Annotated in this window: 14 protein-coding genes; 11 read left to right on the forward strand and 3 right to left on the reverse strand. The window is 70.2% G+C overall.

From position 1 onward, the window contains the following. Positions 1-41: 41 nt before the first annotated feature. Positions 42-1,232 (reverse strand): hypothetical protein, encoded by a 1,191-nt coding sequence (locus JOD67_RS37675; protein WP_205122433.1) that lies wholly within the window; start codon positions 1,230-1,232, stop codon positions 42-44. 93 nt (positions 1,233-1,325) lie between these two features. Here JOD67_RS37675 and JOD67_RS37680 point away from each other — a divergent pair, with 93 nt between their 5' ends. The 10 genes from JOD67_RS37680 to JOD67_RS37725 all read left to right on the forward strand — a co-directional run bounded on the left by JOD67_RS37680 (position 1,326) and on the right by JOD67_RS37725 (position 9,722). Further along, positions 1,326-1,640 (forward strand): hypothetical protein, encoded by a 315-nt coding sequence (locus JOD67_RS37680; protein WP_205122434.1) that lies wholly within the window; start codon positions 1,326-1,328, stop codon positions 1,638-1,640. Positions 1,641-1,689: 49 nt separating this feature from the next. Further along, positions 1,690-2,898 carry an exodeoxyribonuclease VII large subunit gene (xseA, locus tag JOD67_RS37685; RefSeq protein ID WP_205122435.1) on the forward strand — a complete coding sequence of 403 codons (1,209 nt, stop codon included), beginning with the start codon at positions 1,690-1,692 and terminating at the stop codon, positions 2,896-2,898. A 7-nt stretch (positions 2,899-2,905) separates the two neighbouring features. Next, a complete protein-coding gene (locus JOD67_RS37690) occupies positions 2,906-3,139 on the forward strand; it encodes an exodeoxyribonuclease VII small subunit (RefSeq protein WP_205122436.1) in 234 nt (77 codons plus the stop codon). A gap of 209 nt (positions 3,140-3,348) precedes the next feature. After that, positions 3,349-4,377 carry a class II fructose-bisphosphatase gene (glpX, locus tag JOD67_RS37695; protein WP_205122437.1) on the forward strand — a complete coding sequence of 343 codons (1,029 nt, stop codon included), beginning with the start codon at positions 3,349-3,351 and terminating at the stop codon, positions 4,375-4,377. A 3-nt stretch (positions 4,378-4,380) separates the two neighbouring features. Beyond that, positions 4,381-6,273 carry an outer membrane protein assembly factor BamB family protein gene (locus JOD67_RS37700; protein WP_205122438.1) on the forward strand — a complete coding sequence of 631 codons (1,893 nt, stop codon included), beginning with the start codon at positions 4,381-4,383 and terminating at the stop codon, positions 6,271-6,273. A gap of 130 nt (positions 6,274-6,403) precedes the next feature. Beyond that, a complete protein-coding gene (locus JOD67_RS37705; protein ID WP_205122439.1) occupies positions 6,404-6,811 on the forward strand; it encodes an ArsR/SmtB family transcription factor in 408 nt (135 codons plus the stop codon). Then, positions 6,811-7,740, forward strand: a complete 930-nt coding sequence (locus tag JOD67_RS37710) for a cation diffusion facilitator family transporter (RefSeq protein WP_205122440.1) — start codon at positions 6,811-6,813, stop codon at positions 7,738-7,740. The genes JOD67_RS37705 and JOD67_RS37710 overlap by 1 nt, the downstream gene beginning before the upstream one ends. A 136-nt stretch (positions 7,741-7,876) precedes the next feature. Then, positions 7,877-8,350 carry a hypothetical protein gene (locus tag JOD67_RS37715; RefSeq protein ID WP_205122441.1) on the forward strand — a complete coding sequence of 158 codons (474 nt, stop codon included), beginning with the start codon at positions 7,877-7,879 and terminating at the stop codon, positions 8,348-8,350. A 42-nt stretch (positions 8,351-8,392) separates the two neighbouring features. Beyond that, positions 8,393-9,124 carry a DsbA family protein gene (locus JOD67_RS37720; protein WP_205122442.1) on the forward strand — a complete coding sequence of 244 codons (732 nt, stop codon included), beginning with the start codon at positions 8,393-8,395 and terminating at the stop codon, positions 9,122-9,124. Beyond that, complete coding sequence (locus JOD67_RS37725; RefSeq protein ID WP_205122443.1) at positions 9,105-9,722, forward strand: vitamin K epoxide reductase family protein; 618 nt, start codon at positions 9,105-9,107, stop codon at positions 9,720-9,722. The genes JOD67_RS37720 and JOD67_RS37725 overlap by 20 nt, the downstream gene beginning before the upstream one ends. 3 nt (positions 9,723-9,725) lie before the next feature. Here JOD67_RS37725 and JOD67_RS37730 read toward each other — a convergent pair whose 3' ends face one another. Together JOD67_RS37730 and JOD67_RS37735 are read right to left on the reverse strand one after the other, a co-directional pair. After that, positions 9,726-10,355 carry a DUF1707 SHOCT-like domain-containing protein gene (locus JOD67_RS37730; RefSeq protein ID WP_205122444.1) on the reverse strand — a complete coding sequence of 210 codons (630 nt, stop codon included), beginning with the start codon at positions 10,353-10,355 and terminating at the stop codon, positions 9,726-9,728. Between the two features lie 169 nt (positions 10,356-10,524). Beyond that, positions 10,525-11,784, reverse strand: coding sequence for an MFS transporter (locus JOD67_RS37735; RefSeq protein WP_205122445.1), 1,260 nt, complete (start codon positions 11,782-11,784; stop codon positions 10,525-10,527). Positions 11,785-11,828: 44 nt separating this feature from the next. On the opposite strand from JOD67_RS37735, the gene JOD67_RS37740 reads away from it, so the two are divergent. Next, on the forward strand, positions 11,829-12,527 hold the full coding sequence (locus JOD67_RS37740; RefSeq protein ID WP_205122446.1) for a spermine/spermidine synthase domain-containing protein: 699 nt from the start codon (positions 11,829-11,831) through the stop codon (positions 12,525-12,527). Positions 12,528-12,650: the final 123 nt, after the last annotated feature.

Consider the following 12,650-nt stretch of genomic DNA (forward strand, 5'->3'; position numbering starts at 1 on the left):
CGGAGGAGCTATCGGGCAGGTACGCTGGCGGTGCCGGCTGCTCATCGGTGCGCCGCCACGGAGGCCGAGTTCGGCTTGCCGAAGCCCTTGGGGAACACGTACTTCCCCTTCTCCTGCGCGGACTTCACCTCCTCCACCGGGATGCGGTGCGCCTCGGCGTACGCGTCCTGGCGGATGCCGGTCAGCTGCCAGGAGAGCTTCTGCCCCGGCTTTGCGCCGGCGATCGAGAAGCGCCCCTTCTCGACCTCCCGCTTGATGTGCAGGTCTGGCGCGGCGCCGCCGATCGGGGTGAGCTGATAGCGGAAGTCTCGGTTCAGCGCTTCGAACCAGTCCGCCAGCTCGACCGTCGCCTCGCCCTTCGCATCGGCGATCACGTTGCCGTTGTAGACGTTCATCATGTCCGGCGACTCGACGAACGAGTGCGACAGATACTTGTTCGCCGGGTCCAACGGGTGGTCGATCTTGAACGAGCCCGCCGTCTTCGACAGCGTGCCGAACACCCTGGCATCGCCACCCAGGTCACTCCGGCCACTGACGCTGAGGCCGATCACGGCCGGGCTCGTCGCGATGCCCTTGAGGCCCACAGCGTTCGGCTTGGTCGCCACTCCGACGACGGCGTAGCCGGACGACTCCGTCGCGACGCCCAGCACGCCGTTCGCTCCGGCGAAGCTTCCGGCGCCCGCCCAGTAGTTGGTGATCGCGGTCTTGAGGTCCGCGTCGGCGGTCGGCCCCGCCGTGCCGTTGATCGCCGACGCGGTCACGTACCCGGCTCCCGCCCCGGTGTTGCGGGCCGTGATCGCCGTCGTCGTCTTGTTGGCCGTGGTGGCGAACAAGCCCTGGTTCTGCCGGCCGTCCGCACGGAACGCGCCACCGGTGCCCCTGGTCGTCGCACCATTGACCGAGAAGATGCCCCACTTGTCCTTGTGCTTCGCCCAGATCGACGCGGCGTGGTTGCTGGTCGACTCGATGTACGCGCCGTAGCCGCCCTTCGCGATCAGGCTCGCCGCCCGAGCTCCACCGGCCGCGTTGGTGCTCGTGACGCTCAACCCGGGCACCGTGCTCGCGTTGCTGAGCTTCGTCTCCGCCGACCCCGCGTTCGCGCGCCCGATCAGCAACGCGCCGCCGTTCGCCGCCTCGGCCGTACCCTCCGCCGCACCGCCGACGACCGCCGCACCCAGCAGCACCGCTCCCCCCGTCAGCACAGCCCGCCGTGTGTCTCGTTTCTCCGACATGGTGATCCCCTCTCCCAAGCCCCTGGTGGCCAGCGTCACGGTGTCAGCCGAGGGCGGAGCTGATCTATCGGTAGAAGTACGTATGTTGGGCGGGTGACCGGCCGCACCGTGCGCATGTACGCAGCCCACCGCCTGCACGTGTGGGCCAGCGCGACCGACGACCGCGGGTTCGTGATCGAGGGCCAGGACCTCGGCCGGCCGGGCATGGTGGAGTACGAGTACTCGCTCCGCGTGGCGCCCGCCGACGTTCCCCGGGTCGTCGCGGCCCTCGGCGGCCAACCGGGCGACGACGTGCTCGACCTGCTCGAGCGCGAGGGCGAGCTGCTCGTCCGGGCCGGCGAGTCGACCTGGCTGAAGAGTCTCGGCCTGGAGCCGGAGTTCTGGTCGCGTTCGGAGTACGAAGACTGACCCTGTGGATAGCCGAAGAACCGTCGGAACACCCAAGTAGGCTGCCCGAATGGCGTTGCAGACCACACCCGAGCAACCCGCTCCCGTCCGGCAGATCGCGAATCTGATCGGCCAGTGGATCGGGAAGCTCGGCGTGATCTGGGTCGAGGGTCAGGTCGCACAGCTGACCCGCCGCCCCGGCACGACGGTCGTGTTCCTCACGCTCCGCGACACGGCCGCCGACATCTCGGTGCAGGTGACCTGCCCGCGCCGGGTGTTCGACGTGGTCGACCCGCCGGTCGTCGAGGGCGCCCGCGTGGTCGTGCACGCTCGGCCGACGTACTACATCCCGCGCGGCACGATGTCGCTCGCCGCGGACGACATCCGCCCGGTCGGCCTCGGCGAGCTGCTGGCGCGGCTCGAACGGCTGAAGCGCCTGCTCGCGAGCGAGGGACTGTTCGCACGTGAACGCAAGCGCCCGTTGCCCTTCCTGCCAAGGAAGATCGGCCTCATCGTCGGCCGCGACTCCGCCGCCGAGCGGGACGTGCTCGACAACACCCGCAGGCGGTGGGCGGCCGCGCGGTTCCGGGTCGAGAACGTCGCCGTTCAGGGGCCGTTCGCGGTCGAGCAGGTCATGGAGGCGCTCCGGCGGCTGGACAAGGACGACGAGGTCGACGTGATCGTGATCGCCCGCGGCGGCGGCTCGGTCGAGGACCTGCTGCCGTTCTCGAACGAGGGCATGGTCCGCGCCGTCGCCGAGGCGAAGACCCCGGTGGTGAGCGCGATCGGGCACGAGCAGGACTCCCCGCTGCTCGACCTGGTCGCCGACTTCCGCGCGTCCACGCCGACCGACGCCGCGCGGCGGATCGTTCCCGACGTCGGCGAGGAGCTGACCCGGGTGAGCGAGCTCCGCACCCGGGCGCGCCAGCTCGTCACCGCTTGGCTCGACCGCGAGACGAACGGTCTGCAGGGCCTCCGCGCGCGGTCTTCCCTCGGCGACCCGCAGCGCGAGATCACCCGCCGCGGCGAGGAGTTGGTCGCCGTCCGCGACCGGGCCAGACGTACGCTCGGCCACCTGCTCGACCGGGCCGGTGACGACCTGGTCCACCAGCTCGCCCAAGTCCGCGCGCTCAGCCCGAAGGCGACGCTCGACCGCGGCTACGCCGTGCTGCAGAAGGCGGACGGCGTGGCCGTTCTCGACCCGTCCGAGGTCGACGAGGGCGAGCGGCTCGACGCGCGGGTGTCGGCCGGCCGATTCGGCGTCGAGGTACGGAAGTAGGCTGCCTATGGTGAGTGAGAACGGCCTCTCGTACGAACAGGCCCGCGACGAGCTGATCGACGTCGTCCGCAAGCTGGAGGCCGGCGGCACCACGCTGGAGGAGTCCCTCCGGCTGTGGGAGCGCGGCGAGGAGCTGGCGAAGATCTGCCAGTCCTGGCTCGACGGCGCCCGCGCCCGCCTCGCGGCAGCGCGGTCGGAGAAGCCCGCCGACGAGGTGGAAGACCTCGACAGTGCTTCCTAGGTCGCACCGGTCGGTGGCATCAGGCGTCGCCTTCTCGGCGGATGGCATCGATGGCGCCATCCGGGTTGTCTGGATCAGCTGATCGGTCGGGCGCGCCATCGACGCAAAGCGGGGCCGAGAAAGCAACGCCGCCACCGACTCTCCTGCGACCGAGCGCCGCTGGATAGGCTGGCGAGCACTCCCCTCGACCCGCCCACGGAGGCGACCCGATGTCCGATCCCACCGCCGTACCGCCGCCGCTGCGCGTCGAACCGACGGCGCCGGATCGCAACCTCGCGCTCGAGCTCGTTCGCGTCACCGAGGCGGCCGCGATGGCCGCCGGCCGGTGGGTCGGCCGCGGTGACAAGAACGGTGCCGACCAGGTCGCCGTCAACGCGATGCGCACGCTGATCGCGTCCGTCGGCATGCGCGGCATCGTCGTGATCGGCGAGGGCGAGAAGGACAACGCCCCGATGCTCTACAACGGTGAGGAGGTCGGCTCCGGCGAGGGCGCGGAGTGCGACGTCGCCGTGGACCCGATCGACGGCACCACGCTGACCGCGAAGGGCATGAGCAACGCCGTCTCCGTTCTCGCGGTCGCCCCGCGCGGCGCCATGTTCGACCCGTCCGCGGTGTTCTACATGGACAAGCTCGCGACCGGCCCCGAGGCCGCCGACGTCATCGACATCACCGTTCCGATCGGCGAGAACATCCGCCGCGTCGCCAAGGCGAAGAACTCCTCGCCCGCCGACGTGGCCGTCGTGATCCTGGACCGGCCGCGACACGAGGCCCTCGTCCAGGAGGTCCGCGAGACCGGCGCGCGGATCAAGTTCATCACCGACGGCGACGTCGCCGGCGCGATCATGGCCGCCCGCCCGGACACCGGCGTCGACCTGCTCGCCGGCATAGGCGGAACGCCGGAGGGCATCATCGCCGCGTGTGCGATGAAGTGCGTCGGCGGCATGATCCAGGGCCGGCTCTGGCCGCGCGATGACGACGAACGGCAGAAGGCCATCGACGCCGGCCACGACCTGGACCGCGTGCTCAAGACCGACGACCTGGTCGAGGGCGACGACGCGTTCTTCGTCGCGACCGGCATCACCGACGGCGAGCTGATGCGCGGCGTCCGCTACCGCTCCGGTGGCGCCACGACGCACTCGCTCGTGATGCGTTCGCGCAGTGGAACGATCCGTTCGATCGTCTCCGAGCACTCGCTGGCCAAGCTCCGCGCGTACTCCTCGGTCGACTTCGAGCACTGAGCTATGGACACGCACACCGTGCCCCCACCGGCCGCGACCGAGGCACCGCCGGCGAAACCACCCGCGCCCGACAGCGGGTACGCCACCCGCGGCCGCTGGGTACTCCGCACGCTCGGCCTGATGCTGCTGCTCGCCGGCGCGCTGCACCTGCAGGCCGCCTCGATCCAGACCACGGTCACGGCCCCCGCGGCAGGGTACTCCCAGCCGGGCTTCTGGCTGGACGGCAGCGTCTCGATGACCGTGCTCGCGTTCGCGCTCGCGATCATCTCCTGGTTCACGTTCCGCGACCTGTGGCGGCTGCTGGTCCCGAGCCTCACGCTCGTGGCGTCGCTCAGCGGCATGACGGTCGCCCTGCTCACGTTGATGGTCGAGCCCGGCCCGCTCGGCGGTGCGGGCTTCCGCGGCCCGCTGGCGGCGGTCGGCCTGGGGCTCACCACGCTCGCCGCGATCTGCCTGATCGTCAGCCACCGCGGCCGGATGCGCCGCGCCCGGCGGGTGTCGATCATCTGCATGGCCGTCGTCGTCGTGGTCGGCGTGGCCGCGACCACGTTCACCACCGAGCTGTGGCTCCCGGACGCCGTCTCCGGTGGCAACACCATCGTCAAGGAGACCGCGCTACCGGCGCCGAAGGAGCAGGTGGCGAAGCTCGACGGCGGACTGGAGTGGCGCCAGCCGGCGAACGACAACCGGTCCAACGGGTGGCTCACCACCTCCGGAGGGCTCGTCGCGACGACCGGCCGCGGCCTGACGATGACCGACCCGCGGACGGGCAAACTCCGGTGGGAGCAGCTGCGGTACGACACCAAGAACGTCGAGATCCCCAAGGTCTCGACCGACGGCTCGATCGTGGCGACCACTGGCCGGCTCGACAAGAGCCGGAACGTACTGTTCAACAGCCCGCCGACCCGCTGGCTCTGGGTATTCGACGCGCTCACCGGCAAGATGCTGGTCAGCCGCGCCGCGCCGGACGAACGCAGCTCGTTGCGTGCCGCGCTCGCCGGCAACTGGCTGCTGTGGAGCCGGGGCGCGACGCCGACCGACGACGCGGTCATGACCGCGACCCGGTTCGACGGGACGACGATCTGGGAGCACAAGCTGCCCGGAGCATGCACCGTTCGGGACGCGCAGAACGCGCCGGGCGACCGCGTGCTCGCGGTGCTGACCTGCCGTTCGCAGCCCGGGCGCGACTCGTACCCGACCCCGAACGTGCTGATGATGTTCGACGCCTCGACCGGCAAGACGGTCTGGACCTGGACGGCGCCGGCGTTCGGCCTGTTCTCGGTCGTCGGCAAGCTGCAGCCGGGCGCGACCGAGGCGGTCGTCGCGATCGCCCGCAACGGCGCACCGGAGTACACGCTCGGCGCGGTGCGGCTGACCGATGGCAAGCAGATCTGGCTGGACGCGAGCCACTCCGGGCCGGAGTCCGACTTCGCCAGTACCTCGGTCGCGTACCGGCGGACGTTCGTCACCTCGGGCCGGATCGCGGTGCTCACCGAGGCGACGTTCGACGCGCGCGCCCTCGAGCTGCGCGCGATCCGGCCGGCGACTGGCTACACGGCGTGGTCGCGCAAGCTGCCGATCACGGAGTACGAGCGGTCGACGGTCCGCTGGATCCAGACCGTTCTCCCCGACGGCCGGCTGCTGATCGGCGTCGTCGGCTCCCCTGAGGGCACGGGCGGCGAGGCGGCGCGCGACTTCCGGCTGCGGCTGGTGACCATCGATCCGCGGAACGGCGAGATCGGCACGGACACGACGATCCCGATGGCGAACACCACGACGACGCCCGCCGACGTCACGGGCACGCCGCGGCTCAAGGTGACCGTCGGCGACCTCGGCCTGTACGTCGAGCTGCTGTCGGAGAACTCCGTCCCGTTCGTCGGCGCCTCCATCCAGTAGTCAGCACCCCCTCCCCCGGCCCACCCACGCAAAGTGTGGGGTTCTGGTACAGACACGCCGGCGTGTCTGTACCAGAACCCCACACTTTGCGAGCTTGACAGGCCAGGACCAGCGCCGCCAGGATCGACGTATGAACAGCTCTTCAGACGACCAGGTGCTAGCGCTCGACGCCTGCAACACCCGAGTCGTCGACGCCGCCCGCGTCCAGAGCGTCCAGAACCGCATGCCGGCCGAGCCTGACGTCGTCGACACCGCGGACGTGTTCAGCCTGCTCGCCGACCCGGGCCGGCTCCGCCTGCTCGTCGCCCTGCTGGACGGCGAGCTCTGTGTCTGCGACCTCGCCGCGGTGACCGGCACCAGCGAGTCCGCCACCTCGCACGCCCTGCGCCTGCTGCGCGCGCACCGCGTCGTCGCCGCCCGCCGGTCCGGCCGGATGGCGTACTACCGCCTCGACGACGCGCACGTCCGGATGCTGCTCGACCTCGCGTTCTCGCACGTGGAACACACCGACGCCATTCACCCCGAACGAGAGACGTGATGGGCGCAGGACACGGTCACAGTCACGGCCACAGCACGGTCCCCGCGAGCGGTCACGCGGGCGGCAAGCACCGTTGGCGGCTCGCCGCCGCGTTCGCGCTGATCGCCGCGTTCTTCGTCGTCGAGCTGACGTACGGCCTGGTCTCCGGCTCGCTGGCCCTGCTCTCCGACGCGGGCCACATGGCCGCCGACGTGGTCACCCTCGCCGCCGCGCTGATCGCCACCCGCGTCGCGACCCGCAAGGACACGACCGGCCGCCGCAGCTACGGCTCGTACCGGGCCGAGGTCTTCGCCTCCGCGCTCGCCGTTTGGCTGATGCTGATGGTCGCCGGCTACATCGTGTACGAGGCCATCCACCGCATCAACGCTCCCGCCGAGATCTCGACGACCCCGATGCTGGTCGTCGGTGGGCTCGGCCTGATCGTCAACCTGATCGCGCTGTTCCTCCTCCGTGCGGGCGCCAGCGAGAGCCTGAACGTCAAGGGCGCCTACCTCGAGGTCGTCGCCGACACCGCTGGTTCGGTGGGCGTCATCGTCGCCGGGCTCCTCGTCGGCGCGACCGGCCAGCCGTTCTGGGACACCGTGATCGCGCTCGCGATCGGCGTCTTCGTGGTCGTCCGGGCGGTCGGGCTGGGCCGGCAGGTGCTCGCCGTTCTCGCGCAGCACGTGCCGGACGGCCTCGACCCGGACCAGATCGCCACCGACCTGGCCGCTGTGGAAGGCGTACGCGACGTCCACGACCTGCACCTGTGGTCGCTGACGTCCGGCATGAACGTCGCGACCGCGCACCTGGTCATCGCGGACCAGACCGAGGCGCACGCCGTCCTCGACCGCGGCCGCGCGATCCTGCGCGACCGCCACGGCGTGGCCCACGCGACCTTGCAGGTGGAGCCGGCCGACCACCGGGGCTGCGACGAACTGGGCTGGTGACACACATTCACCAGTTATGCTCGGCCGCGTGAAGTTACCCCACGAAATCGCTCCGGTGTCAAGGAGTGAACCGGCTGGCGTGACCAGCCACGATTTCGCGGGGACCCCGGGGTGGCTCACGGGGGCAACGCGCGCCATGCGTGGCGCCGTGCTCGCGTTCGTCACGACCATGCTCGCGGCGGCCGCGCACGTCGCCACGGGCGGACACCTGCCACCGCTGCTGAGCCTGGTCGCGGGCTGGGCCGTGCTGGCCGCGGCCTTCGTGGTGCTCGCCGACAAACGGCGCGGCCTGGTCCAGGTGGGCGCGTCGGCCGTCGGCGCCCAGCTGGTGTTCCCCGCCGCGTTCGTGATCTGCGGCCACGACAGCGCGTTCCCGACCCCGTCGATGTCGGTGTTCCACGTCACCGTGTCGATTCTCGTTGCGGCGTTGGCCGTTCACGGCGACTCGCTGATCTGGGCGATCGCCGACCTGCTGCGGTTCATCCGCGTGGCGCTCCTCGGAGTGCTGCTGCCCGACGTTCCGCAGCTCGCTCCCGCTTCCGTCGTCGCGGCCCCCGCGCCGGCGGCGTCGATCCGTACGAACCGACTTCGCGGGCCACCATCCTTCTGAGCAGTCGAGCGCCATTTCACCCTGCCCAGAAGGAAGATTCCCATGTCTCAGAAGAAGGATCGCGAGTCGCGTCGAGAGCGTCTCGAAGAAGTACAGAAGGCCCAACGGCGGAAGACGACCCGGCGCAACCTGGTGATCTCGCTCGGCGCGGTGATCGCGTTCGCGGTCGTCGTCGGAGGCGTGATCTTCATCAACTCGGCTTTGAAGGACGACAAGCCGGCCGCCGCCGACACGTCGACGAACAGCCAGCTCGTCCGTCCGGACAGCCACCGGCTCGGTGACGCCGGAGACGGCAAGGTCACGCTGGTGGAGTTCCTCGACTTCGAGTGCCCGTCCTGCGGGGCGATCTATCCCGCGGTCGAGCAACTGCGCAAGGACTACGCGGGCAAGGTGACGTTCGTCGCGCGGTACTTCCCGCTCGAGATGCACTTCAACGCCGAGCGCGCGTCGCTCGCCGCCGAGGCCGCCGGGCAGCAGGGCAAGTTCGAGGCGATGTACCAGAAGATGTACGAGACCCAGCAGCAGTGGGGCAACAAGCAGACGCCCGCCGACGCGACGTTCCGGGGCTTCGCGGAGGAGCTGGGCCTGGATATGGCCAAGTGGGACAAGGCGTACAAGGATCCGGCGACGCTGAAGCGGGTCAACGCGGACGTCAGGGACGGCGAGGCGCTCGGAGTGGCCGGAACGCCTTCGTTCTTTCTGAACGGTGAGAAGCTGGACCCCAAATCCTACGAGGACTTCACGAAGGCGATCGATGCAGCTCTCGCAAACTGACACCGAGAACGAGGCCGAGGCGGACGCCGCCGAGCCGGCGCCGTTCGCCCGGATGTTGCCGTGGCTGTTGGTGATCGGGGGCATCCTCGGCTTCGCGGCGGCGTTCGTCCTCACGGTCGAGCGGATCGAGCTGCTGAAGAACCCGGCGTACGTGCCGAGCTGCAGCATCAGCCCGATCCTGTCCTGCGGCTCGGTGATGACCAAGCCGCAGGCGGCCGTGCTTGGCTTCCCCAACCCGCTGCTCGGCATCGCCGGCTTCGCGGTCGTGGTGACGATCGGCATGGCGCTGCTGGCCGGCGCGCGACTGCCGCGCTGGTTCTGGCTCGGACTGCAGGCCGGTGCGACGATCGGCGTCGGGTTCATCCACTGGCTGATCGTCCAGAGCCTGTACTCGATCGGCGCGCTTTGCCCTTACTGCATGGTGGTCTGGGTCGTCACGATCCCGATCTTCTGGTACGTGACGCTGTTCAACCTCAGGCGACAACGCTGGGCCCGCATCCTGATCGAGAACCACGCGGTCGTCCTCACCGTGTGGCTGCTCGGCATCCTCGGGCTGATCGTGCTGCGCTTCTGGGACTACTGGGTCAGCTTGATCTGAGCACTACCCGCGCGGCTTGCCGAACCAGCGTCGCTTCGGCGGCCGCGCCTTGAGCTCGCCCAGCATCACCGGACCGCGAACGCGTACGACCGGCGTACCCGGCGCGTACTCCGCGGTCGAGGAGTTCGACCGCTCCCCCAGGATCGTCGGCGACGGCTCCATCACGACCGCGATATCGTCGGGAACGATCAGCTTCAGCTCGCCGAGGAACACCTGCACGTCCAGCACCACCTCGTGCGGCAGCGCCGCCTGGGTGAGGTCCAGTGTGACCGAACCCAGGAACGTCCGCGCGGTCACGTGCCGCGGCACCAGCCAGCGCCCGGTGACCTTCTGCTCGGACAGGAACGCGGTGATCTCCGACGGCCCGGGCCGGGTGACATCGGACGGCGTCGACTTGCCGCCGAGCGACGGCTCCTGCTCGACCGGAAGGTCGGCGGTGACCAGCGCGAGCTCGGAGTACGTCTTCGCGGAGTAGGTCTGCTCGAGCCGGTCCTCCAGCTCCTCCAGCGACAGCCGTCCCTCACCCGCGGCGTCGCGCAACACCTCGGCCGTACGGTCGCGGTCGGAGTCGGACGCGCGCAGGTCGTCCGACCTGGGACGCGATCCCCACTGCGGCCACCGCGATTCGCTCATAGCTCGAGGCTAACCCACGAAAGAGCGGACCGCGGCCCCCGCCGAAGCGAGGGCCGCGGCGCTGTCATCACGTCACGCGAGTGCCCTTCATGACGGCCTCCTTCCCATTCCCCCTTGGGTCAAGACCCGCCAGTAAACGATTTCACAGGGCACCGACAACCGCAAACGATCAGTCGACGGCGACGGGCACCCGCACGAACGTCCGCACCGTCGTCGCCAGCGCGGCAAGGCCGGCGAGCAGCAGCACGACAGCTCCCACGATCAACGCGATCCGCGGGCTCGCGGCCGCGCCGACGATGCCGCCGGCCAGGGCGCCGAGCGGCATGCCGGCGAACAGAATCATCCGTACCAGCGCGGACATCCGGCCGAGCAGCTCGTTCGGCGTCACTGCCTGGCGGATGGTCTGGCCGGCGATGCTGCTCGCCACGATCGCGGCGCCGACCCCGGCGAGGCCGACGGCGGCGAGGGCCTGTCCGAGCAGTCCGTTCGGCGCGAGCGGGATCAGGAACGCGGCGAGACCACTCGCGACGCCGCCGATCGCGAACAGCGGGCCGAGCCCGATGCGATCGGAGACGCGCGCCGCGACCATCGAGCCGAGGATCGATCCGACGCCCATCGCTGCGAGCACCAGCCCGTACACCGGCAACGGCCAGCGCAGCGTCTGCGTCGCGTACAGCAGCAGCCCGACCTCGATCATCTCCAGGCACAGGTTGTACGTGCCGCCGACGAGCGCGAGCACCATGACGACGCGCGACTTCGCGACGACGCCGAAGCCGCCGAGCAGCTCGCGCCACGGGCTCGGTCCCTCGTCGGTGTTGCCTGGTCGTTCCTCGCGGTGCCGGACCTTCAGCAGCGTGAGGACCGAGACGACGAGCGCGCCGACGTTGGCGAGCAGCGTCGCGGGTGCGCCGATGATGCCGACGAGGAAACCGGTGATGCCCGGACCCGCGGTGACGGCGGTCGAGCTGGACGTACCCAGCCAACTGTTCGCCCGCGCGAGCTCCCGCTTGTCGACCAGCGACGGGAAGAACGCGAGCCCCGCGACGTCGACGAAGACGGCGGCTGTCCCGACGATCACCGCCACGACGTACAGCAGCGGCAGGTCGAGGAAGCCGAGCCACGCGGCGACCGGCACGACGGCGAGGACGGCCGCGCGGACGACGTTCCCGCCGATCATGATCGGTCGTCGCCGGTAGCGGTCGACGATCACGCCGGCGAAGATCGGGACGACCATGAACGGGACGAAGACCAGTGCCCGCATGAGGCCGACCTCGGTCGCGGACGCGTGCAACGTGACGGCGACGATGAGCGGGATGGTCGTGAGTGAGATCTCGGTACCGAGCAGCGAGATCGACTCGCCTGTCCAGTACCACTTGAAGTTCTTGTTCAGCGAACGGCCGAGCCCGGACCTACTGATGGAAGCCCCCATGTCCTCCCCCTGAGCCGCCCAACTTACTGGATACGGTTTCGGCTATGCCAACCCCGCCGGCTCCGGAATCGTTGCCCGAGACCGTCGCGCGCGAGGCCACCCCGCGCGGCGAGGTCGCCCTCCGGCGGCGGCTGGTGCCGGGTGGGCCGGCGGTGTACGAGCTGGTCGTGAACGGCGCGTTCGTCATGGACACCGTCGAGACCGCGACCGAGCGGCTCCTCGCCCGGGCCGGGACCCCTGCTGCGTCGTCGCCGTCGCGGGTGGTCGTCGGCGGGCTTGGGCTCGGCTTCACGTTGCGGGAGCTGTTGTCCGACACCCGGATCGAGCACATCGACGTCGTCGAGCTCGAGTCCTGCATCGTCTCCTGGATCGGCGCCGGCCTCGTCCCAGCGACCCGCGGCGTCCTGGCCGACGCGCGGGTGTCGACGCACGTGGCCGACGTCCGGCACTGGATCCCCGCGCAGCCGGACGCGAGCGTGGACTCGGTGCTGCTGGATGTGGACAACGGGCCAGACTTCCTTGTGCACATGGCGAACGTCGAGGTGTACGAGCTGGCGTTCGCGCGCGAGCTGCTGCGCGTCCTGCGCCCAGGCGGCATCCTCGTCGTCTGGTCCGCCGCCCGCTCCCGCGCCCTCCGCCGCGTGCTAGACCGTACGTTCGCGTCCTGCCAGGAGCTGCACGAGCTCGTGCACCGGGACGGGAAGCTGCTCGACTACTACCTCTACGTCGCGACCAAAGCCTGACCGCCGACCCGCTGTTTGGATGAAGGGCACCTTCATCCAACGAGCCCGGCGCATCCCTTGGGCCCTGGTCGTTTGGGTCGGGGGCACCCTGGTCCCATAGGTCCGGACCAGGGTGCCCCCGAC

This window comes from Tenggerimyces flavus, from assembly GCF_016907715.1.
Lineage (GTDB): Bacteria > Actinomycetota > Actinomycetes > Propionibacteriales > Actinopolymorphaceae > Tenggerimyces > Tenggerimyces flavus.